Origin of the sequence: Ensifer aridi, assembly GCF_002078505.1 — a bacterium.
Lineage (GTDB): Bacteria > Pseudomonadota > Alphaproteobacteria > Rhizobiales > Rhizobiaceae > Sinorhizobium > Sinorhizobium aridi.
The window spans coordinates 2,402-23,067 of the sequence record NZ_LUAV01000014.1 but is presented as its reverse complement, the minus strand read 5'-3'; the positions used below and the strand labels follow the sequence as shown (position 1 = coordinate 23,067).

Sequence of the window (20,666 nt, the reverse complement as noted above, 5' to 3'; positions counted from 1 at the left end):
CAACGCACTTGCACGGCTGGATGGCTGCAGAACCGCCACATTCTGGTGTTGTGCAGCCGCTCGAAGGCCGAGGACAATCGCGCTGGCGGTCAATGGTGAAAGGTTAATATCATGCCTAAATACAAGACTCTGGCAGCCGCGGCGCTGGTCGCGATTATCGCCGCAAGCGGTGCTGCGCGCGCCGAAGGGACCGATCCCGTGATTGCGAAGGTGGGCGATCAGGAGATCCACCAGTCGGAGCTTGATCTCGCCATCATGAGCCTCGATCCGCAGCTTCAGCGGATGCCCGATGAACAGAAGCGCGCAGCAGCACTTTCCGCGGTCATCGATGTCAAGCTCCTGGTAAAGGACGCGGAAAAGGAAGGGCTCCAGAACGACGAGACGTTCAAGCAGCGCGTCGCCTTCCTGACCGAGCGCGAGCTTCACAACGTCTTCTTCAAGAAGCATGTCGTCGACGCGGTAACGCAGGAAGAGGTGAAGGCACGGTACGACAAGGAAATTGCCGCCATCCCGCCGCAGGAAGAGGTGAAGGCGCGTCATATCCTCGTCAAGACCGAGGACGAGGCCAAGGAGGTCATCAAGGAGCTCGATGCGGGCAAGAGCTTCGTCGAGCTCGCCAAGGCCAAGTCCACCGATCCCAACAAGGAAGAAGGCGGCGACCTCGGCTATTTCACCAAGGGCCGCATGGTGCCGGAATTCGAGACGGCCGCTTTCGCGCTGGAAAAGGGGGCCTATACAAAGACGCCGGTCAAGACGCAGTTCGGCTTCCATGTGATCCTCGTCGAGGACAAGCGTCCGCAGGCTCCGCCGACGCTCGAGCAGGTCGAGCCGCAGGTTCGTCAGCTTGTCATGCGCGACAAATATCTTGAGCTTCTCGCTTCCGCGAAGAAGGCGACCGCGGTCGAGATCTCCGACCCAGCGCTGAAGAAGGCCTATGACGAGGCCGGTAAGGCGCAGGAGAGCAAATAGTTTTCCGGCTGCGCGATTTCCTTCGGAAGAGGCATCGCGCCGAGCAGGAAGGGCAAGCTTGACTTGCCCGCATTCCGCTCTGCCCTCAACAGATCAGAATGCCCGACGGCTGAATGCCGTTCGGGCATTTGTCGCACCATCCGAGGCTTCTCAAAAGCAGGTTTCTCCCATGTCCGGCTCCGTTTCCCCGCTTGCTCCGAAAACCTTTGCTGAAATGCCGGCCCTCCGCGGCGTACGCATGGCCACCGCCGCTGCCGGGATCAAGTACAAGAACCGCACGGATGTGCTGATGATGGTCTTTGACCAGCCGGCGGCGGTCGCCGGTGTTTTCACGCGGTCGAAGTGCCCCTCCGCCCCGGTCGATTTCTGCCGTAAGAATCTGCCCGGCGGCATTGCGCGCGCCGTCGTCGTCAATTCCGGCAACGCCAACGCCTTCACCGGCAAGAAGGGCAGAGAGGCGACGGAGCTTACCGCCGAGGCCGCGGCTAAGGCTGTCGGCTGCAGCGAAGGCGAAGTCTTCCTGGCATCGACCGGCGTGATCGGCGAACCGCTGGACGCCACCAAGTTTGCCGGCGTGCTCGATCGTCTCGCTGCGTCGGGCACCGAGGATTTCTGGTTCGAGGCGGCTAAGGCGATCATGACGACGGACACCTATCCGAAGGTCGCCACCCGCAGCGCCGAGATCGGCGGCGTCAAGGTCGTGATCAACGGCATCGCCAAAGGCGCCGGCATGATCGCGCCCGACATGGCGACCATGCTCTCCTTTGTCGTCACCGATGCGGATATTGCGCCGGATGCGCTACAGGCGTTGCTTTCGGCCGGCGTCGGTCCGAGCTTCAATTCGGTGACGGTCGACAGCGACACCTCCACCTCCGACACGCTGATGCTCTTTGCGACGGGTGCTGCGGCGAAGGACGGCCAGGCAAAGGTCGAAGACGCGGGCGACCCGCGTCTCGGCGGTTTCCGCGCCGCCCTCAACGACCTGCTGCGCGACCTCGCCCTTCAGGTGGTGCGCGACGGCGAAGGCGCACGCAAGATGGTGGAAGTGACCGTGGAGGGAGCCGAGAACGACGCCGCGGCCAAGCGCATCGCGCTGTCGATCGCCAATTCGCCGCTCGTCAAGACGGCGATCGCCGGCGAGGACGCCAACTGGGGTCGCGTGGTCATGGCCGTCGGCAAGTCCGGAGAGATGGCGGAGCGCGACCGGCTGGCAATCTGGTTCGGTGATGTGCGCGTTGCCGTCGAGGGCGAGCGCGATCCTTCCTATTCGGAAGCGGCCGCGACGGCGGTCATGAAGGGCGAGACCATTCCGATCCGTGTCGATATCGGCCTCGGTTCCGGTCGTGCCACGGTCTATACATGCGATCTCACCAAGGAATATGTCGAGATCAACGGCGACTACAGAAGCTGATGCGTTTGGAGATTGCGTCGATGTGCGGCATGGCGGCGCAATCGTTGCTCCTCGTTCCGCCAACGCGCAGCATTCAAGGCGATGGACATGACATCGAACGACAGAAAGCCCCCGACTGAGACGGCGACGGACGGGTATCCCGTAACGGTCGATCTTCCGAGCGTGCGGCGGCTGGAGGCTGTGGGCTTCCGGGCCTGGCCGGCGGCCTCGGTACAATATGACGGCAGCTGGCTCATCCGGCTTACCGCCGGGCACCCGTCCAAGCGCCTGAATTCCGTCAATCCGCTCGATCCGTCCGACTATCGTGACATCGCCGTCCGACTCGAAAAGGCGGGCAGGCGCTTCGCGGAGCTCGACCGTCCGCTCACGGTCCGTCAGACGCCGCTGACGCCGCCGCAGATGATTGCCTATATGGACGAGCAAGGCTGGACATCGTTCGCCCACAGTCTGGTGTTGGCGCTCGACCTCGCCGAACGGGATTTCGGGGAAGGCATCGACCATCTGCCGATCAAGGATGTCGGCCGTTTTGTGGATGCCCGTATCCTGATCGGCGGGGAGGCTGCGGAGACCAAGCCGGCGCTGAGCGAAATCATCAACGCCATCAAGCCCGAATGCGGCCTGTTCCTGTTCGAGGACCGGAAGATCGGTCCGACGGCGGTGTCGCTCGTCGTGCATGACAACGATCTTGCCGGCATCATGCAGTTCGCGGTGGCCGAGGCGGTGCGCCGGCAGGGTGTCGGCAGGGCGCTTTTGGATGCTTCGCTGCGCTGGGCGCGGCTCAAGGGCGCGAAGAAGGCGTGGCTGCAGGTGGAGGCGGCAAACGAGCCGGCGGTTGCGCTTTATCGTGATGCCGGCTTCACAGAGGTCTATCGTTATCTTTATCGAGCGCCGAAGGTCTGATGGCAATGCAGGGGAAGAAGATCGTGCTCGTTGCCGCCTGCGCTCTGGTCGATGCCGATGGGCGCATCCTTTTGGCGCAACGCCCGGAGGGAAAACCGCTGGCTGGCCTGTGGGAGTTCCCCGGCGGCAAGGTCGAGCCCGGTGAAACGCCCGAGGACACACTGATCCGCGAGCTCGATGAAGAGCTCGGCATCCGCACCAAGGTGGCCTGCCTCGCTCCGCTGACCTTTGCGAGCCACAGCTATGACGAGTTCCACCTCCTGATGCCGCTCTATATATGCCGTCGCTATGAGGGTTTTGCTGAAGGTCGCGAAGGCCAGGCGATCAAATGGGTGCGGCCAAAGGCACTGCGCGACTATCCCATGCCGCCGGCGGATGAACCGCTGATTCCGTTCCTGATGGATCTGCTTTAGCGCGGGAAGAGGAAAAGTGTGCGGTTTTCCGCCTGGATTCCGCTATCTTTTTGTTCCGTCTTCTGCGTTGCAGCGAGAAAACGGCCATGGCCGAATTTCAATTCCCCTTAAATTCCAAAATTCATTAATCGAAAGTTTATCACCCGCGGGCAAAATCGAACCTATCAGTTTCGGTGCCTGTCGAGTTCGACGGCGCCGTTTTTCGAGCAGGTGTGGTCGGGTCGAGGCTTGGGAAGGGTGCTTTTGCCCGCCGCTCTTCGTGTTTCATGAGGCTGGCATGGTGGACGAGGATTTCTGGAGGACGGTTCAGGACAAGGATCTGGCGACGAGCCAGTCCCGCCGGACAGGTGTGCTCAATCTGTCGCTGCTGTTCGGAACAGCGGTGATCGCATTGACGCTGATCCTGACGCCGATGCTGTCGTCCAAGAACGACAAGCGGATGCTCGCGAACACGCCGATCGGCTACGACAATATCTCGACCGGTTCGATTCCCTCCGGCGGCACGGCCAAGCGCTACACGGTCCGCCGCAGCGTGCTCCAGGAAATGCCGGGCGCCGTCTGCATCATCGATGCCGATGGCAGCAAGAGCGGATGCTGAGCGCGGCACAGGTGATAGATGCGTGGCGGACTGGAGGACGAATGCGCATGCTAAGATGCCTGGTTCGCAGCCGTGATGGCGCCACCGTCGTCGAATACGGCCTCCTCGCCGCACTGATTTCCGTCGGACTCCTCATCGGGCTTCAGAATTTCTCTGGTGCGCTGCTCGACATGCTGACTTTCATCACCGATACGCTCGAGGGAGCCTGGGCGTAGGCCCGAGCGGCCGGCGCGCCTCAGCAGCGACGCTATCGGACGCGCAAAGGTCGCTGAGGCGGCCGAATCACGCGTCGTCTCCGCGATCTTTGAGCTTGTGCTCTCTGGCCCCCAGCGCATCGGACAGCCGCTGTTTCGCCGAACCGGGCTTCAGCGGTTTCTGCTGACTCTCGTGCGGCGCCCAGCCGGAGACATAGATGATCGAGAAGGTGGCGCGGACGCGGCCGTCCGGGTCGGAGAAACGTTCCGCGTAGATCTCGGCCGCCTTGAGAAAAAAGCGTTTCGGCATGGGCTTGCGGTTGCGCGAGGCGAGCGGGTTGTTCATGCCCATCGCCCGCAGGTCCCTGATCAAATCGAAGAGCGAATCATAGCGGACCGTGTAGGTTTCGGCATCGGCCACTGGCAAGGCGAAGCCGGCCCGCTGCAGAAGGGCGCCGATGTCGCGCACGTCGGCAAAAGGGATAACCCTGGGGCTCGCTCCGCCCGTGAGTTCCGCTTCCGCGGCGAGGAGCGCTTCGCGAAGTTCTTGCAGCGTGCCGCTGCCGGGAATGGCGGCGAGGAACAGGCCATCGGGCTTCAAGACACGGCGTGCTTGAATGAAGACACCGGGCGTGTCGTTCGTGAGGTGCAGCGACAGCGGCGAGACCAGCAGATTGAGAGAGTCCGGTTCTGCGGGGATGCGTTCCAGAGGCGCGATCGTGACCGGCGCGTCGGCAGAGCCGAAGGCGCGATCCGTCTCCACCCGCTCGACGGTTCCGACCTTGCCGGTCTCGGCAAGACAGCGCGCGGTAATCCCGGTATAGCCGTGCAGTTCCATAGCCTTGTCGAATTGCCGTTCGACCACGCTCACGCGGTCAGCCAGTTCCTGTCCGACGATATCGAGAAGGAACGTCGCCTTCTGATCGCCCTGGCGAAGCGCACGGCGGCGATGCGCCTCGACGAGGCTCTGGTCAAAGATGATTTCCACGATACTCTCTCCGCAATTCCGGATGCGAGAGAAACCCTGACGCGGACAAAGTCAACCTCATGGAACAGGACGAATGGAGAAATCGAGCCAGGGGCTGGGCGGCACTGCTCCGCCGGCTCGCAGCGGACGCGATCGATCTCGTCTTTCCGCCGGTCTGCTGCGGCTGCGGCCGTCTGACCGGCGACGCGCGTGCTGTTTGCCCCTCCTGTTGGGGCGGCATGCGGCTGATCGAACGGCCCTATTGCGAGGTCCTGGGACTGCCTTTCGCCTTCGACCCGGGGGCGGGCGTGGTTTCACCCGAGGCGATCGCGAATCCGCCTGTTTTCGATAGGCTGCGCTCCGTCGCTGTTCACGACGGCATCGTGCGCGATCTGGTGCACGGCTTGAAATACCGCGACCGCACGGATCTTGCGCCGATGATGGCCGAATGGATGATCCGAGCCAGCGACGGCGCCGTTGCTGCGGCCGACATGATCGTGCCGGTGCCCCTCCACGAATTCCGTTTATGGACACGAAAGTTCAACCAGGCTGCGGAGCTTGCGCGCTCCGTCGCCCAAGGCTCGGCAAAGCCCTATCGGCCGGATGCGCTGCGCCGCGTCAAGCGCACGAGCCGGCAGGTGGGCCTTGCTGCGCGAGCGCGCGAGGAGAATGTACGCGGCGCCTTCGCTGTCCCGGAAGGCGTCAGGCAGGGCCTCGTGGGCAAACGTATCGTGCTTATCGACGATGTCTACACGACCGGCGCAACCGTTTCCGCTGCGACGCGCGCGTTGAAGCGGGCAGGGGTCGGAGACGTTACGGTTTTGACCTTTGCAAGAGCCATGCCCGGTCCTATATGACAAAAAGATGTCCGGCATCGATGTCGGTAAAGGAGCAGTTGGAGAGAATGGCTTCGGTCGTCATTTATACGCGTCAGTTCTGCGGCTATTGCACGCGAGCGAAGAAACTTCTGGAAAGCAAGGGCGTCGATTTCATCGAGCACGATGCAACCTTTGATCCGGGGCTTCGCCAGGAGATGATCGAAAAGTCCAAAGGCGGCAGGACATTCCCACAAATCATCATCAACGACGTCCCTGTCGGCGGTTGCGACGACCTGCATGCGCTCGATCGCACCGGCAGGCTCGACGAGATGCTCGCGGCCTGAGGTGGAATGAAGAGGCGGACGCGCAGCCGCGGCCCGCCCGTCCGAAGAGAGTTGGGTTGTGAGGGTTTCGGATCGCCTGATCCAAAGCTTCTGCCCGGGAGAAAGAGGCGATGACATTCAAGGCTGCTGCCATCCAGATGTGCTCCGGCGTCGATCCCGCAAGAAATGCGGAAATGATGGCGACGCTGGTGCGCGAGGCTGCGTCGCAGGGGGCAACCTATATCCAGACGCCGGAGATGACCGGCGCGATCCAGCGCGATCGGGCGGGGCTGCGCATGGTGTTGAAAGACGAGGCGAACGATCTCATCGTCGAGGAGGCCGCGCGTCTTGCCGGCGAACTCGGCATCTATCTTCACGTGGGCTCGACGCCGATCGCCCGTCCCGACGGCAAGATCGCCAATCGCGGCTTCCTGTTCGGACCCGACGGCGCCAAGATCTGCGATTATGACAAGATCCATATGTTCGACGTGGATCTGGAGAATGGCGAAAGCTGGCGCGAGAGCGCCGCCTATCACCCGGGTGCCACCGCCCGCATTGCCGATCTTCCCTTCGGCAAGCTCGGCTTCGCCATCTGCTACGATGTCCGCTTCCCCGAACTCTTCCGCCAGCAGGCGGTAGCCGGGGCCGAGATCATGTCGGTGCCCGCAGCGTTCACGCGCCAGACGGGCGAGGCGCATTGGGAGATCCTGCTGCGCGCCCGCGCCATCGAAAACGGCCTGTTCGTCATCGCTGCCGCCCAAGGAGGCAAGCACGAGGACGGCAGGGAGACGTTCGGCCACTCGATGATCATCGATCCCTGGGGCAGGGTGCTGGCTGAAGCCGGCTCCGCCGGCGAAGAGGTTATTCTGGCCGAAATCGACGTGGCCGCGACGCATGGTGCGCGGGCGCGGATTCCCAATCTCAGGAACGCGCGGAATTTTGTGCTGGATGAAGTGGTCCCGGAGGGGAAAGGAGGCGTTGCGGCTTGATCCATTACAATCTTTCCTGTGACAATGGTCACGGTTTCGACGGCTGGTTCGCGTCGAGCGACGACTTCGACCGCCAGGCCGCAGGCCAGCTCATCAGCTGTCCCACCTGCGGTTCAGCCTCCGTCAGCAAGCAATTGATGGCACCCGCCGTCGCGACCGCGCGAAAGAAGGAAGCGCATCAGGCACTGGTGATGGACAAGGCGCAGAAGGAGACGATCGCCAAACTCCGGGAAATCGTAAATTCGATCCGTGCAAACGCCGAAGACGTCGGCGAGCGCTTCCCGGAAGAGGCGCGCAAGATCCATTATGGCGAGGCCGATCAGCGCGGCCTGATCGGCAAGGCGAGCGCCGACGAAGCGATCGCGCTGCTCGAAGAGGGCATCGAGATCGCACCGCTGCCGGTGATACCGGACGAGGCGAACTGAATCGGGGCTTTTCGCTTGCTCCGCCTCAGACCGGTCGCTTGGCGACGATCATGTAGTTGACGTCCATGTCCCTCGACAGATTCCACTGATTGGCGAGAGGATTGAAGAAGACGCCGGTGCGGTCGGTGATCTGCATGCCGCTCGCCTCAAGCGGCTTTTCCAGTTCTTCCGGCCGAACCAGCTTGTCGTATTGGTGCGTGCCGCGCGGCAGCCAGCGCAGCACGTTCTCGGCGGCGAAGATGGCGAGTGCCGCGGCCTTCAGCGTGCGGTTGATGGTGGCGACGAACATCAGCCCGCCGGGCCTGACCATGTGCGCACAGGTCGTCATGAAGAAGTCGACATCGGCGACGTGCTCGACGACCTCCATGTTGAGGACCACGTCGAAGCTTTCGTCGGCTTCGGCGAGCGCCTCGGCCGTCACCGCGCGATAGTCGACGGCAACGCCGCTTCCCGCCGCATGCGCCTTGGCGATGCCGATGTTCTTTTCCGAAGCGTCGGCCCCCACAACCTCGGCTCCCATCCGGGCCATCGGTTCGGACAGAAGCCCGCCGCCGCAGCCGATGTCGAGAAGACGCAGGCCCTTGAGCGGTTGCGGGCCCTTAGGGTCGCGTCCGAGATGCTCCGAAACCTTGTCGCGGATATAGGCAAGCCGCACCGGATTGAACTTGTGCAGCGGGCGGAACTTGCCGGTCGGGTCCCACCATTCGGCTGCCATGGCAGAAAAGCGGTCCACTTCGCCCTGGTCGATCGTCGTGCGTGCCGTCTCGCTCATCAGAGCCTCCTCGGGTTCTCGGGTCCGGGCGGAACTGGCCGTTGATCGACCGATCGCCGTCCTTTCTCTCGTGGAGTCGGACGATCGACGGGCGATGTCAAGGGGCGGGCGCCCGAAGCCCTCAATCCGCGACAGGCTGGTAGTGCAGGATGACCACGCCGGATTTGAGCGGCCGGACATGCGTAAGTTCCAGCTTCGTCCGCTCAGGGATATTCTGAAAGAGCGGCGTCCCCTTGCCGAGCAGCACCGGATTGATACCGAGGCGGTATTCGTCGACCAGTCCCCTGGCCGTCAGCGTCGCGGCGAAGTCGGCGCTGCCGAAGACGAAGATCGAGCCGCCTTCGAACCGCTTTAGCCGCTCGACCTCCGCGGCGGCATCACCCGTAACGAGCGTCGTGTTGTTCCAGTCGGCGCTCGCGAGCGTCCTCGAGAAGACGTATTTCTCGATACCGTTCATGAAAGTCGCGATCTCGCCCTCGGCCGAGGGCCAGTAGGCTGCCATCATCTCATAGGTCACGCGCCCGAAGAGCAGCGTACCGGCGTCGCGTTGGGTCTCGCCGATATAGGCCGCCAACTCGTCCTCGAAGACGAACCAACTGATGTCGTGGCCGGGCGCTTCGAAGAAACCGTCGACGCTGACCATGTCCCACATGATGATCTTGCGCATTGTCTTCCTCCCGCTGGGCAGCCGCTGCGGCCGCCGCCTTGTCTATGGCATGAGGTTGCCATTGCTGGTTTTAAATTGCAAGCGGTTCTGTTCCTAGACCATTTGTCGGATCGGTGACACGGGCAGGCGGAGGCGTTTCGCCGCCGTGGCTTTTGCTGCCGAGTTGCCTTATCCTCGCCCGTTGCCGGCATTTCAGGAGGGGCGCGACAGAGATGTCAGGTGGCGATGACGACGACCAGCTGGGGCTCGACCTTCTCATTCGCGGCTTTCAGGTGTCGCGGATCATTCGTCTTGTCGCCGATCTCGAGATCGCCGATCGGATAGATCCAGAGAGACCGACGAATATTGCAGGGCTTGCAGATGCGTGTGGCGTCCTTGCCGAACCGCTATTGCGCGCCCTGCGTGCGCTTGCGGCCTTCGGGATATTTCGGGTCGACGCGGAAGGAACGGTTAGCCATACGCCTCGCTCGTTGCTTTTGCGCACCGACACGCCAGACAGCCTTCACCATAGTGCGCGCTTCTGGACCACGAGGGGTTCGTGGCGTGCATGGGAGTTTCTGGAAGCAGCTCTCCACGGCAAGGTGCCGCATGAAGAGGCCTGGGGAACGGATCGCTTCGGCTATCTCAGCGACAATCCGGCGGAAGGCCGCCTGTTCGATGCCTTCATGGCCAACTTTCCCGACGATCGGCACAATGCTCTCGCTGCCGCCTATGACTTCTCCAATGTGGGCCTCATCGTGGATGTCGGTGGCGGCAATGGCGAATCTCTGCGCCGCATCATCGCGCGACATGCCGGCGTGCGTGGTATCGTCTTCGATCGCCCCGAAGTTATCGCAGCCATTCCTTCCGAGATGCTTGCGGGCGGCCGAATAACCACGCAGGCCGGCAGTTTTTTCGATGGCCTTCCGCCGGGAGCGGACCGCTACATGCTGATCCGGGTCCTGCACGACTGGCCGGACGAGGACGCGCGCCGAATTCTTCAGTCCTGTCGCGCCGCAATGTCGGATGACAGCCGCCTGCTGATCGTCGAGGCTCTGATGGAGCCGGATCCGTCGGTCGGGTCAAGAACGGAATATCTGATCGACATGCAGATGATGGCGATGTTCGGCCGGGCGCGTGAACGGACGCAGAGCGAATACGGCGGATTGCTTGCCGAGGCGGGCTTCGACCTGGTGAAGGTCAGCCCGACCGCATCATCGGTCTCCATTATGGAGGCGGCGCCGCGTTGATAAGTCATGGGTTCCTTCCCATTGCACGCTGCCCCCTGATCCGCTAAGAGACGCCGCGACTTTCCGCTCTCGCGGAAGCGGTGACTGGCCGATGTCCGAGAAGTCTCTCCAAGCTTTTTGATCGTCAGGCGCCGATGGGGAGCGCTGTTCCCGCGTACGCGCGGAAAACATGTTGGTACGGTAGAGGCGAAATGGCACGCATCGTGATGAAATTCGGCGGAACCTCCGTCGCAGATTTGAACCGCATCCACAATGTCGCGCGCCATGTGAAACGCGAAGTCCATGCCGGCCACGAGGTTGCCGTCGTCGTCTCCGCCATGTCCGGCAAGACCAACGAGCTGGTCGGCTGGGTCGAGAACATGCCGAAGGTCGCTGGCTCGAATGCGCCTTTCTACGATGCGCGCGAATATGACGCCGTCGTCGCTTCCGGCGAACAGGTGACCTCCGGCTTGCTCGCGATCGCGCTGCAGTCGATGGGCATCAACGCACGGTCGTGGCAGGGCTGGCAGCTTCCGGTCAAGACCGACAACGCCCATGGAGCGGCCCGCATCCTCGACATCGACGGCGCCGATATCATCCGCCGCATGGGCGAGGGCCAGGTAGCCGTCGTCGCCGGCTTCCAGGGTCTTGGCCCGGACAATCGCGTGGCGACACTCGGCCGCGGCGGTTCGGATACGTCGGCGGTCGCGATCGCCGCCGCCGTCAAGGCCGACCGCTGCGACATCTACACGGACGTCGATGGCGTCTACACGACCGACCCACGCATCGAGCCGAAGGCGCGGCGGCTGAAGAAGATCGCCTTCGAGGAAATGCTGGAAATGGCCTCCCTCGGCGCGAAGGTGCTGCAGGTGCGCTCGGTCGAGCTCGCCATGGTGCACAAGGTGCGTACCTTCGTGCGCTCGTCTTTCGAGGATCCCGATGCGCCGGGCATGGGTGACCTTCTGAACCCGCCCGGAACGCTGATTTGTGATGAGGATGAGATCGTGGAACAGGAAGTCGTAACCGGCATTGCCTATGCCAAGGATGAAGCCCAGATCTCGCTGCGCCGCCTGGCCGACCGGCCCGGCGTTTCCGCCGCGATCTTCGGGCCGCTCGCCGAGGCTCATATCAACGTCGACATGATCGTGCAGAACATTTCGGAGGACGGCTCCAAGACCGACATGACCTTCACCGTGCCGTCCGGCGACGTCAACAAGGCACTGAAGGTGCTTTCGGAAAACAAGGAGAAGATCGGCTACGACGTCGCCCAGTCGGAATCCGGCCTCGTCAAGGTCTCGGTCATCGGCATCGGCATGCGCAGCCATGCGGGCGTTGCCGCTTCCGCTTTCCGGGCGCTCGCCGAGAAGGGCATCAACATCAAGGCGATCACCACCTCCGAGATCAAGATTTCCATCCTGATCGACGGACCATATGCCGAATTGGCGGTTCGCACTTTGCATTCCGCTTACGGTCTGGATAAGAGTTAAACAGCAGGCGTTCGATTTGGGATTCGCGGCTGGTCACGGCCGCGATATCCTGTCACATGCCGTGGTTTATTCTTGATTCTGGAGACCCTACGCGATGAGAGACCTTTCCGCGGGTCCGCGCGTTCTCCTCAAGCGGTTGCGCGAGCTCATGGCGGAACCGCTCGAGCCGCAGGAGCGCCTTGACCGGATCGTGCGCCAGATCGCGCAGAACATGGTCGCGGAAGTGTGCTCCGTCTATGTGCTGCGCTCCGACGGCGTGCTCGAACTCTACGCCACCGAAGGTCTGAACAAGACCGCCGTGCACCTGGCGCAATTGAAGATGGGGCAGGGCCTCGTCGGCACGATCGCCGCTTCGGCGCGGCCGCTCAATCTCTCCGATGCGCAGTCGCATCCGGCCTTCACTTACCTGCCGGAAACGGGCGAAGAGATATACCACTCGTTCCTCGGCGTGCCGATTCTCCGCACCGGCCGCGCGCTCGGCGTGCTCGTCGTGCAGAACAAGGCGATGCGCAACTATCGCGAGGACGAGGTCGAGGCTCTCGAGACGACCGCGATGGTGCTCGCCGAAATGGTGGCGACGGGCGAGCTCAAGAAGATCACAAAGCCTGGCTTGGAACTCGATCTCTCGCGGCCCGTGACCATAGAGGGCAACAGTTACGGCGAGGGAATCGGGCTGGGCTACGTCGTGCTGCACGAGCCGAGAATCGTCGTCACCAATCTGCTCAACGAGGATACCGACCAAGAGCTGCAGCGGCTTGCCGAGGCACTCGGGTCGCTCCGCATCTCGATCGACGACATGCTGTCACGCCGTGACGTGTCGATGGAGGGCGAGCACCGCGCCGTGCTCGAGACCTATCGCATGTTCGCCCATGACCGCGGCTGGGTGAGAAAGCTGGAGGAAGCAATTCGCAACGGCCTCACGGCCGAAGCGGCGGTGGAGCGGGTGCAGAGCGAGACCAAGGCGCGGATGATGCGCCTCACGGACCCTTACCTGCGCGAGCGCATGCACGATTTCGACGATCTCGCCAACCGGCTCTTGCGCCAGCTTTCCGGCTATGGCGCCAAACTGTCGGCGGCCGATTTCCCGAACGACGCGATCATCGTCGCGCGCGCCATGGGTGCCGCCGAACTGCTCGATTACCCGCGCGAGAACGTGCGCGGCCTGGTCCTTGAGGAGGGGGCGGTCACCAGTCACGTGGTGATCGTCGCCCGCGCGATGGGCATTCCGGTGGTCGGGCAGGCGGCAGGAGCGGTGGCGCTTGCCGAAAACCGTGACGCCATCATCGTCGACGGTGACGATGCGAAGGTGCATCTGCGCCCGTTGGCCGACCTGCAGCGCGCCTACGAGGAAAAGGTTCGTTTCCGCGCCCGCCGCCAGGCACAGTTCCGTGCACTGAAGGACGTCGAGCCGCTGACGAAGGACGGCAAGCGCATCACATTGCAGATGAATGCCGGTCTGCTCGTCGACCTACCGCATTTGAACGAGGCGGGAGCGGAGGGCATCGGCCTCTTCCGCACCGAACTGCAATTCATGATCGCCTCCACCATGCCCAAGGCGGAGGAACAGGAAGACTTTTATCGCAATGTCATGAAGCAGACGGGAGGCAAGCCGGTGACCTTCCGCACGCTCGATATTGGCGGAGACAAGGTCGTACCCTATTTCCGTGCCGCCGAGGAGGAGAACCCAGCGCTCGGCTGGCGCGCCCTTCGGCTGTCGCTCGACCGGCCCGGTTTGCTGCGAACCCAGTTCAGGGCAATGCTCAGAGCGACGGCCGGCGCCGAACTCAAGCTGATGCTGCCGATGGTGACGGAGGTGGCGGAGCTTAGAGCCGCGCGCGAACTCCTGCAGAAGGAAATCGAGCGCCAATCGAAGATAGGCGAGCAATTGCCGCGCAAGCTGCAATTCGGGGCGATGCTGGAAGTGCCGGCTCTGCTCTGGCAGCTCGACGAACTGATGGCGGAAGTGGATTTCGTCTCGGTCGGTTCGAACGATCTCTTCCAGTTCGCCATGGCGGTCGACCGCGGCAATGCCCGCGTCTCCGATCGCTTCGATGCGCTCGGGCGGCCGTTCCTGCGCCTTCTCCGTGACATCGTGCGCGCGGGCGAACGCAATAGCACGCCAGTGACGCTCTGCGGCGAAATGGCGAGCAAACCGCTTTCGGCCATGGCACTGCTCGGGCTCGGCTTCCGGTCGGTTTCGATGTCGCCGACGGCCGTCGGCCCGGTCAAGGCCATGCTCTTGGCGCTCGACGCCGGCAAGCTGGCCGAGGTGCTCGATGCTGCACTCGACGACGTCAAGGCCGAGACGTCGGTCCGGCAGCTCCTGGTCGATTTCGCGGCCGCAAACGGCATACCGGTATAGGCTGAATCAGAGCGCTGTTGTCTTCGTCCGGACAGCATTCGGGCGGGGCCAAACGCATTTGGAGTGAAACTTGGCAAAGCTTCCCGTTGAAAAGATGCTCGAACTGGAAAGGCGGTTCGGCGAGATCGAGGCTCGCATGTCCGCCGGCCCCTCTGCCGACGTCTATGTGAAACTCGCGTCGGAATATTCCGAGCTGCAGCCGGTGGTGACGAAGATCCGCGCCTACCAACAGGCTGAGCGCGAGCTTGCCGATATCGAGACGATGCTTTCCGACCGCGCGACGGACAAGGAGATGCGCGACCTCGCCGAGATGGAAAAGCCCGAGGTCGAGGAGCGAATAGAAGCGCTTGAGCAGGAGATCCAGATCCTGCTCCTGCCGAAGGACGCGGCCGACGAAAAGAGCGCCATACTCGAAATCCGTGCCGGCACGGGCGGTTCGGAAGCCGCACTCTTTGCCGGTGACCTCTTCCGCATGTACGAACGCTATGCCTCCACCAAGGGCTGGCGCGTCGAAGTGCTTTCGGCGAGCGAAGGCGAGGCCGGAGGCTACAAGGAAATCATCGCGACCGTTTCGGGACGCGGCGTGTTCTCGCGGCTGAAGTTCGAGTCCGGCGTCCACCGGGTGCAGCGTGTTCCGGAAACGGAGGCGAGCGGCCGCATCCACACGTCGGCGGCGACCGTCGCCGTCCTGCCGGAAGCCGAAGAGATCGACGTCGAGGTCCGGCCCGAGGACATCCGCATCGACACCATGCGCTCCTCCGGCGCCGGCGGTCAGCACGTCAACACGACCGATTCGGCCGTGCGCATCACCCATATCCCGACCGGCATCGTTGTCACCAGCTCGGAGAAGTCGCAGCATCAGAACCGTGCCAAGGCGATGCAGGTGCTGCGCTCGCGGCTTTTCGACATGGAGCGCCAGCGCGCCGACAGCGAGCGTTCGGCGGACCGCAAGAGCCAGGTGGGATCCGGCGACCGCTCGGAGCGCATTCGCACCTATAACTTCCCGCAGGGGCGCATCACCGACCATCGCATCAACCTTACCCTCTATAAGCTCGACCGCATGATGGAGGGGGAAATCGACGAGGTGGTGGATGCGCTGCTGGCCGACCATCAGGCGAGCCAGCTCGCCCTCCTCGGCGAAAGGCAGAACTGAACGACGATGGCCGAGACACTCGACAGCCTTCTTGCCGAAAGCCGCGACAAGCTGAAGGCCGCCGGCATCGAGGCGGCAGCACTCGATGCCCGGCATCTGGTTTCCGGCCTGCTCGGCCTTTCGCGCGCCGCGCTGGTGACGCGGGGAGGGGAACCCGTCGGTGAGGCGGATGCGGCGCGGATACGGGCCGCCATCGAACGTCGTGCGGCCCATGAGCCCGTCCATCGAATCCTCGGCGAGCGCGAGTTTTTCGGTCTGAACCTGAAGCTCTCGAAGGACACGCTGGAACCTCGGCCCGATACCGAAACGCTGGTCGGCTGCCTGATACCCCATGTGCGGCGGATCGCCGCAAGAAAGGGAAGCTGCCGAATCATCGATCTCGGGACAGGAACCGGGGCAATCTGTCTCGCTCTTCTCAACGCGGTACTTGACGCACGGGGTCTCGGTACCGATATATCGGACAACGCCTTGCAGACGGCACGAGAAAACGCTCGCAGGAATGGCTTGGCAGAACGCTTCGAAACCTTGCGCAGCAACTGGTTCGAGGCTGTGGAAGGGCGGTTCGACGTCATCGTCTCAAATCCGCCGTATATCCGGTCCAGTGTCATTGCAGAGCTTGATCCGGAGGTGAAATACCACGATCCGGTTGCCGCACTTGACGGCGGAGACGAAGGGCTGGATGCCTATCGTGCCATTGCTCTTCACGCCAGTCGCCATCTTGAAACGGACGGCCTACTTGGCTTGGAAATCGGTTTCGACCAAAAGCAGGCGGTGACTGCGCTTTTCGAAGCGCAAGGATTTCGCTTGCTCAGCGGTGTGAAGGATCTCGGCGGTAACGACCGGGTTCTCGTGTTCGAGCAGGACGTTGAACGCAGCAAAGACCGTTGAAAAAATGCTGCACTAGCGCCTCTCTTTTCTGGAAGAGCAAAGAAAGGGCTTGGAATCCCAAAGGAAGCGGGCTAGTTTCACCCCGCGCACTGGGCAGAAGGTCATGGACCAAAGATTCGTTCCAGTATGACCTGGCCACGGGGATTGCTCTCAAGAAAGAGTTGCTAGGGTTCGACAGTGCCTTGTGCGGGTACCTGTTAATTTGACGTCAGTCGGCGCCGAGATCGTGAACGAGCGGTCTGCCGTGGCGCGTGTTTACTCGGGCGCGGAGAGTCGTGCCGAGAGCGGAATCACATGATCATCATTATCAAGAAAATTCGGGTGAATGGACTATGAGGCCTGGACAGCAAAACAAGCGCGGCCGTGGGCGGAATAACAACAACGGAAATGGAAACAACCGCAAGGGATCCAATCCCTTGACGCGGACTTACGATAGCTCCGGCCCCGACGTTAAGATTCGCGGCACCGCCCAGCACATCGCTGAGAAATACGCTGCGCTTGCCCGCGACGCCCAGAGCTCCGGCGACCGCGTCATGGCGGAAAACTACTTGCAGCACGCCGAGCACTACAACCGCATCATCGCGGCAGCGCAGGCGCAGATGCAGGATCGTTTCCAGCGTGAAGAACGCCAGGACTACCAGGATCGCGATCTTGTCGACCGCGACCAGGACGATCTGGATCAGGTCTACGCCGATGAAGCACCCGGCGTCGCAGCCGCGGCACCCGTCAGCGAACCCCAACCGGTCATCGACGGTTCCGGCCCGCAGCCGGTGATCGAGGGCACGCCGGCCGAGGTCGCAATGGAAGAGGAAACGCCGGCGGTTTCGTCCGGTCGCGGGAACTCCCGCCGCCGCAGCGCAAACCGGCCCCGCCGCCAGCCGCGTCGCGGCGCGCAGGAGGAGGCGGCCGGCGAACAGCCGGCGACCGACGCCGGCGGCACCACGCCGGTGCTTGCCGCCTCCGAATAACGCTTCGGCGCCTCGGACCTGCCTCAAGAGTAAACGAAGCCCAGCCCCTCAACGGCTGGGCTTTTTTGTTGCCGCGGCACCCGTGCGAAAAGTCGATTTTTCCTGGCTGCATTTTCGCCGCTATGCCTACAGCGCCGCGCGTCTGATTAGACTCGCAAAGGTCGCTGTAGCCCTTTTGTATTGCTGCATGTTTTATTCTTAAATCGGATACGCCTTTAGGAAACATGCAGTAGCGGCGACCCTTTAATTTCGCAGAGCGCCGTCCCATATTCGCCCTGAACGCTTGATCCCCGCGCAAGGCGAGAACGAGAGATAATGACAGGCTTGCCGAATGCGGGAGCCTGATCCTGAAACACCGGCCAGTGCCACGATGATGGGCTCGCCGGTTTATGGAGGTAAGAATGAATATCGAAAAATATTCCGAACGCGTTCGCGGCTTTCTTCAATCGGCACAGACCTATGCCTTGGCAGAGGGCCACCAGCAGTTCACGCCGGAACACGTCCTCAAGATATTGCTCGACGACGACCAGGGCATGGCCGCTTCGCTCATCGAGCGCGCCGGGGGCGACGCGCGTGAGGCCCGCGCCGGCACGGCTGCGGCGCTGGCAAAGCTCCCGAAGGTCACTGGCGGCAGCGGGTCCGTCTATCTCTCCCAGCCGCTCGCCAAGGTTTTCACGACTGCCGAGGAGGCGGCCAAGAAGGCCGGCGACAGTTTCGTGACCGTCGAACGCCTGCTTCTGGCGCTGGCGATCGAAAGCTCTGCCGCAACCGCTTCGATCCTTTCCAAGGCCGGTGTGACGCCGACGAAGCTCAACCAGGTCATCAACGAGATCCGCAAGGGCCGCACCGCCGATAGCGCGAACGCCGAGCAGGGCTTCGATTCGCTCAAGAAATACGCACGCGATCTGACTGCTGAAGCGCGGGAAGGCAAGCTCGATCCGGTGATCGGCCGCGACGAGGAAATCCGCCGCACCATCCAGGTGCTGTCCCGCCGGACGAAGAACAATCCGGTGCTGATCGGCGAGCCGGGCGTCGGCAAGACGGCGATCGCCGAAGGCCTGGCGCTGAGGATCGTCAACGGCGACGTGCCGGAGAGCCTGAAGGACAAGCGCCTGATGGCGCTCGACATGGGCGCGCTGATCGCCGGCGCGAAATATCGCGGTGAATTCGAGGAGCGCTTGAAGGCCGTACTCAACGAGGTGCGCTCCGAAGAAGGCGAGATCATCCTGTTCATTGACGAGATGCACACGCTGGTCGGCGCCGGCAAGGCGGACGGGGCGATGGATGCCTCGAACCTCTTGAAGCCGGCGCTTGCGCGCGGCGAGCTGCACTGCGTCGGTGCGACGACGCTCGATGAATACCGCAAACATGTCGAGAAGGACGCAGCACTTGCTCGCCGGTTCCAGCCGGTGTTCATCGATGAACCGACGGTCGAGGACACGATCTCGATCCTGCGCGGCTTGAAGGAAAAATATGAGCAGCATCACAAGGTGCGGATCTCCGATTCCGCGCTGGTCACGGCTGCGACGCTTTCCAATCGCTACATCACCGACCGCTTCCTGCCGGACAAGGCGATCGACCTCATGGACGAGGCGGCTTCGCGACTCAGGATGCAGGTCGACTCCAAGCCCGAGGAACTCGACGAGCTCGACCGTCGCGTCATTCAGCTCAAGATCGAGCGCGAAGCGCTTAAGAAAGAAACCGACGCTTCCTCCAAGGATCGTCTTGCGAAGCTGGAACTCGACCTCTCGGCGCTGGAGGAGCAGGCCGCTGCCCTGACGGCGCGCTGGCAGGCGGAAAAGCACAAGCTCGGGCGGGCCGCCGATCTCAAGAAGCAGCTCGATGAGGCGCGCAACGAGCTTCAGATCGTCCAGCGTAAGGGTGAATTCCAGCGGGCAGGGGAGCTTGCCTATGGCGTGATCCCGAAGCTCGAGAAGGAGCTTGCTGAGGCGGAAAGCCAGGACGGCGCGAACGCAAACCCGATGGTGCAGGAGGTTGTGACCCCGGACAACATCGCGCATGTCGTTTCGCGCTGGACCGGTATCCCGGTCGACAAGATGCTGGAAGGCGAGCGTGAAAAGCTGCTCCGGATGGAAGACGAACTGGCGAAATGGGTGGTCGGCCAGGGCGATGCCGTGCAGGCGGTCTCACGGGCCGTTCGCCGCGCGCGCGCCGGACTGCAGGATCCGAACCGGCCGATCGGGTCGTTCATCTTCCTCGGCCCCACCGGGGTCGGCAAGACGGAGCTTACCAAGGCGCTTGCCCGGTTCCTGTTCGATGACGAGACCGCGTTGATGCGGATCGACATGTCGGAATATATGGAGAAGCACTCGGTCGCCCGGCTGATCGGCGCGCCTCCCGGCTATGTCGGCTATGAAGAAGGCGGGGCGCTGACCGAATCCGTTCGCCGCCGGCCTTACCAGGTCGTGCTGTTCGACGAGATCGAGAAAGCGCATCCGGATGTCTTCAACGTGCTTCTGCAGGTGCTCGACGATGGGCGTTTGACCGATGGTCAAGGGCGCACCGTCGACTTCAAGAACACGATGATCATCATGACCTCGAATCTTGGTGCGGAATACCTGACCGCACTTGGTGAGGACGAGGACAGCGACGCGGTTCGCGATCAGGTCATGGAAGTGGTGAGAGCCGCTTTCCGTCCGGAATTCCTGAACCGTGTCGACGAGATCATCCTGTTCCACCGGCTGCACCGGGCACAGATGGGCGCGATCGTGGACATTCAGCTCGAAAGGCTGCGCAAGCTCCTTGCCGAGCGCAAGATCACGCTCGAACTCGAGGACGAAGCGCGGAGCTTCCTCGCGGAAAGAGGCTACGATCCGGCTTACGGTGCCCGGCCGTTGAAGCGCGCGATCCAGAAATATGTCCAGGATCCGCTGGCGGAGAAAATGCTACAGGGCGAGTTCCCGGACGGCTCGGTGATCAAGGTGCTGGCCGGGTCCGACCGGTTGAACTTCAAACGCGGTGCATCCGCCGCGCAGGAAGCCGCCTAATTGCATGTCGCCCAAAAGTGCGCAGCGGTTTTGGGCGACATGCACAAAAACACGGGACCTAAAGCGCGTCGCATGAATTCGATTGAACGCGCCGCGCTTTACAGCGCCGTGCGTCTTTTCAGATGCACAAAGGACGCTGTAGCACT

General features: G+C 62.6%; 20 protein-coding genes. 17 read left to right on the top strand and 3 right to left on the bottom strand.

The annotated features are described in order from the left end of the window. The first annotated feature begins 111 nt into the window (after nucleotides 1-111). The 6 genes from AYK65_RS13350 to AYK65_RS13325 all read left to right on the top strand — a co-directional run bounded on the left by AYK65_RS13350 (nucleotide 112) and on the right by AYK65_RS13325 (nucleotide 4,506). Entirely contained in the window at nucleotides 112-969 is an 858-nt protein-coding gene (locus AYK65_RS13350; RefSeq protein ID WP_026616291.1) for a peptidylprolyl isomerase, read from the top strand. Between the two features lie 169 nt (nucleotides 970-1,138). Beyond that, on the top strand, nucleotides 1,139-2,380 hold the full coding sequence (gene argJ / locus AYK65_RS13345; RefSeq protein ID WP_046116432.1) for a bifunctional glutamate N-acetyltransferase/amino-acid acetyltransferase ArgJ: 1,242 nt from the start codon (nucleotides 1,139-1,141) through the stop codon (nucleotides 2,378-2,380). Nucleotides 2,381-2,461: 81 nt separating this feature from the next. After that, nucleotides 2,462-3,280, top strand: a complete 819-nt coding sequence (locus AYK65_RS13340) for a GNAT family N-acetyltransferase (RefSeq protein WP_026616289.1) — start codon at nucleotides 2,462-2,464, stop codon at nucleotides 3,278-3,280. Beyond that, nucleotides 3,280-3,693, top strand: a complete 414-nt coding sequence (mutT, locus tag AYK65_RS13335; protein WP_026616288.1) for an 8-oxo-dGTP diphosphatase MutT — start codon at nucleotides 3,280-3,282, stop codon at nucleotides 3,691-3,693. Before AYK65_RS13340 ends, mutT begins: the two co-directional genes overlap by 1 nt. A gap of 277 nt (nucleotides 3,694-3,970) precedes the next feature. Next, entirely contained in the window at nucleotides 3,971-4,291 is a 321-nt protein-coding gene (locus AYK65_RS13330) for a hypothetical protein (RefSeq protein ID WP_026616287.1), read from the top strand. A 41-nt stretch (nucleotides 4,292-4,332) separates the two neighbouring features. Next, nucleotides 4,333-4,506, top strand: a complete 174-nt coding sequence (locus tag AYK65_RS13325; RefSeq protein ID WP_026616286.1) for a Flp family type IVb pilin — start codon at nucleotides 4,333-4,335, stop codon at nucleotides 4,504-4,506. Nucleotides 4,507-4,573: 67 nt separating this feature from the next. Here the strand turns inward: AYK65_RS13325 and AYK65_RS13320 are convergent, their stop codons facing one another. Then, nucleotides 4,574-5,473, bottom strand: a complete 900-nt coding sequence (locus AYK65_RS13320; protein WP_081158726.1) for a methyltransferase domain-containing protein — start codon at nucleotides 5,471-5,473, stop codon at nucleotides 4,574-4,576. Nucleotides 5,474-5,532: 59 nt separating this feature from the next. Here AYK65_RS13320 and AYK65_RS13315 point away from each other — a divergent pair, with 59 nt between their 5' ends. The 4 genes from AYK65_RS13315 (at nucleotide 5,533) to AYK65_RS13300 (ending at nucleotide 8,007) form a co-directional block, all read left to right on the top strand. Further along, the gene (locus AYK65_RS13315) at nucleotides 5,533-6,309 is read left to right on the top strand and encodes a ComF family protein (RefSeq protein WP_052728197.1); all 777 of its coding nucleotides are present in this window, start codon (nucleotides 5,533-5,535) and stop codon (nucleotides 6,307-6,309) included. A 20-nt stretch (nucleotides 6,310-6,329) separates the two neighbouring features. Beyond that, nucleotides 6,330-6,614 (top strand): glutaredoxin 3, encoded by a 285-nt coding sequence (grxC, locus tag AYK65_RS13310; protein WP_172401996.1) that lies wholly within the window; start codon nucleotides 6,330-6,332, stop codon nucleotides 6,612-6,614. Nucleotides 6,615-6,724: 110 nt separating this feature from the next. Next, nucleotides 6,725-7,582 carry a carbon-nitrogen hydrolase family protein gene (locus AYK65_RS13305; RefSeq protein WP_046116426.1) on the top strand — a complete coding sequence of 286 codons (858 nt, stop codon included), beginning with the start codon at nucleotides 6,725-6,727 and terminating at the stop codon, nucleotides 7,580-7,582. Continuing rightward, nucleotides 7,579-8,007, top strand: coding sequence for a DUF1178 family protein (locus tag AYK65_RS13300; RefSeq protein WP_046116425.1), 429 nt, complete (start codon nucleotides 7,579-7,581; stop codon nucleotides 8,005-8,007). Before AYK65_RS13305 ends, AYK65_RS13300 begins: the two co-directional genes overlap by 4 nt. Before the next feature lie 25 nt (nucleotides 8,008-8,032). On the opposite strand, the gene ubiG is transcribed toward AYK65_RS13300, so the two are convergent. Together ubiG and AYK65_RS13290 are read right to left on the bottom strand one after the other, a co-directional pair. Beyond that, nucleotides 8,033-8,779: a bifunctional 2-polyprenyl-6-hydroxyphenol methylase/3-demethylubiquinol 3-O-methyltransferase UbiG gene (gene ubiG, locus AYK65_RS13295; protein ID WP_081158724.1), complete on the bottom strand. Its 747-nt coding sequence runs from the start codon at nucleotides 8,777-8,779 to the stop codon at nucleotides 8,033-8,035. Nucleotides 8,780-8,900: 121 nt separating this feature from the next. After that, nucleotides 8,901-9,446 carry a dihydrofolate reductase family protein gene (locus AYK65_RS13290; RefSeq protein ID WP_081158722.1) on the bottom strand — a complete coding sequence of 182 codons (546 nt, stop codon included), beginning with the start codon at nucleotides 9,444-9,446 and terminating at the stop codon, nucleotides 8,901-8,903. A 212-nt stretch (nucleotides 9,447-9,658) separates the two neighbouring features. On the opposite strand from AYK65_RS13290, the gene AYK65_RS13285 reads away from it, so the two are divergent. The 7 genes from AYK65_RS13285 (at nucleotide 9,659) to clpB (ending at nucleotide 20,520) form a co-directional block, all read left to right on the top strand. Continuing rightward, nucleotides 9,659-10,675 carry a methyltransferase gene (locus AYK65_RS13285; RefSeq protein WP_081158720.1) on the top strand — a complete coding sequence of 339 codons (1,017 nt, stop codon included), beginning with the start codon at nucleotides 9,659-9,661 and terminating at the stop codon, nucleotides 10,673-10,675. 191 nt (nucleotides 10,676-10,866) lie between these two features. Further along, the gene (locus AYK65_RS13280; protein WP_026616277.1) at nucleotides 10,867-12,141 is read left to right on the top strand and encodes an aspartate kinase; all 1,275 of its coding nucleotides are present in this window, start codon (nucleotides 10,867-10,869) and stop codon (nucleotides 12,139-12,141) included. A gap of 94 nt (nucleotides 12,142-12,235) precedes the next feature. Further along, entirely contained in the window at nucleotides 12,236-14,503 is a 2,268-nt protein-coding gene (ptsP, locus tag AYK65_RS13275) for a phosphoenolpyruvate--protein phosphotransferase (protein ID WP_046116423.1), read from the top strand. Between the two features lie 70 nt (nucleotides 14,504-14,573). Continuing rightward, entirely contained in the window at nucleotides 14,574-15,656 is a 1,083-nt protein-coding gene (prfA, locus tag AYK65_RS13270) for a peptide chain release factor 1 (protein WP_026616275.1), read from the top strand. A gap of 6 nt (nucleotides 15,657-15,662) precedes the next feature. Further along, complete coding sequence (prmC, locus tag AYK65_RS13265) at nucleotides 15,663-16,544, top strand: peptide chain release factor N(5)-glutamine methyltransferase (RefSeq protein ID WP_026616274.1); 882 nt, start codon at nucleotides 15,663-15,665, stop codon at nucleotides 16,542-16,544. Between the two features lie 332 nt (nucleotides 16,545-16,876). Further along, nucleotides 16,877-17,512, top strand: a complete 636-nt coding sequence (locus AYK65_RS13255; RefSeq protein ID WP_026616273.1) for a DUF4167 domain-containing protein — start codon at nucleotides 16,877-16,879, stop codon at nucleotides 17,510-17,512. Nucleotides 17,513-17,913: 401 nt separating this feature from the next. Beyond that, nucleotides 17,914-20,520, top strand: coding sequence for an ATP-dependent chaperone ClpB (clpB, locus tag AYK65_RS13250; protein ID WP_081158718.1), 2,607 nt, complete (start codon nucleotides 17,914-17,916; stop codon nucleotides 20,518-20,520). Nucleotides 20,521-20,666 lie beyond the last annotated feature (146 nt).

Excerpts from the sequence above, each read along its gene's own strand:
- AYK65_RS13350 (WP_026616291.1), top strand. The coding sequence starts at position 112 with ATGCCTAAATACAAGACTCTGGCAGCCGCGGCGCTGGTCGCGATTATC.
- argJ (WP_046116432.1), top strand. The coding sequence starts at position 1,139 with ATGTCCGGCTCCGTTTCCCCGCTTGCTCCGAAAACCTTTGCTGAAATG.
- AYK65_RS13340 (WP_026616289.1), top strand. The coding sequence starts at position 2,462 with ATGGACATGACATCGAACGACAGAAAGCCCCCGACTGAGACGGCGACG.
- mutT (WP_026616288.1), top strand. The coding sequence starts at position 3,280 with ATGGCAATGCAGGGGAAGAAGATCGTGCTCGTTGCCGCCTGCGCTCTG.
- AYK65_RS13330 (WP_026616287.1), top strand. The coding sequence starts at position 3,971 with ATGGTGGACGAGGATTTCTGGAGGACGGTTCAGGACAAGGATCTGGCG.
- AYK65_RS13325 (WP_026616286.1), top strand. The coding sequence starts at position 4,333 with ATGCGCATGCTAAGATGCCTGGTTCGCAGCCGTGATGGCGCCACCGTC.
- AYK65_RS13315 (WP_052728197.1), top strand. The coding sequence starts at position 5,533 with ATGGAACAGGACGAATGGAGAAATCGAGCCAGGGGCTGGGCGGCACTG.
- grxC (WP_172401996.1), top strand. The coding sequence starts at position 6,330 with ATGTCGGTAAAGGAGCAGTTGGAGAGAATGGCTTCGGTCGTCATTTAT.
- AYK65_RS13305 (WP_046116426.1), top strand. The coding sequence starts at position 6,725 with ATGACATTCAAGGCTGCTGCCATCCAGATGTGCTCCGGCGTCGATCCC.
- ubiG (WP_081158724.1), bottom strand. The coding sequence starts at position 8,779 with ATGAGCGAGACGGCACGCACGACGATCGACCAGGGCGAAGTGGACCGC.
- AYK65_RS13290 (WP_081158722.1), bottom strand. The coding sequence starts at position 9,446 with ATGCGCAAGATCATCATGTGGGACATGGTCAGCGTCGACGGTTTCTTC.
- AYK65_RS13285 (WP_081158720.1), top strand. The coding sequence starts at position 9,659 with ATGTCAGGTGGCGATGACGACGACCAGCTGGGGCTCGACCTTCTCATT.
- AYK65_RS13280 (WP_026616277.1), top strand. The coding sequence starts at position 10,867 with ATGGCACGCATCGTGATGAAATTCGGCGGAACCTCCGTCGCAGATTTG.
- ptsP (WP_046116423.1), top strand. The coding sequence starts at position 12,236 with ATGAGAGACCTTTCCGCGGGTCCGCGCGTTCTCCTCAAGCGGTTGCGC.
- prmC (WP_026616274.1), top strand. The coding sequence starts at position 15,663 with ATGGCCGAGACACTCGACAGCCTTCTTGCCGAAAGCCGCGACAAGCTG.
- AYK65_RS13255 (WP_026616273.1), top strand. The coding sequence starts at position 16,877 with ATGAGGCCTGGACAGCAAAACAAGCGCGGCCGTGGGCGGAATAACAAC.
- clpB (WP_081158718.1), top strand. The coding sequence starts at position 17,914 with ATGAATATCGAAAAATATTCCGAACGCGTTCGCGGCTTTCTTCAATCG.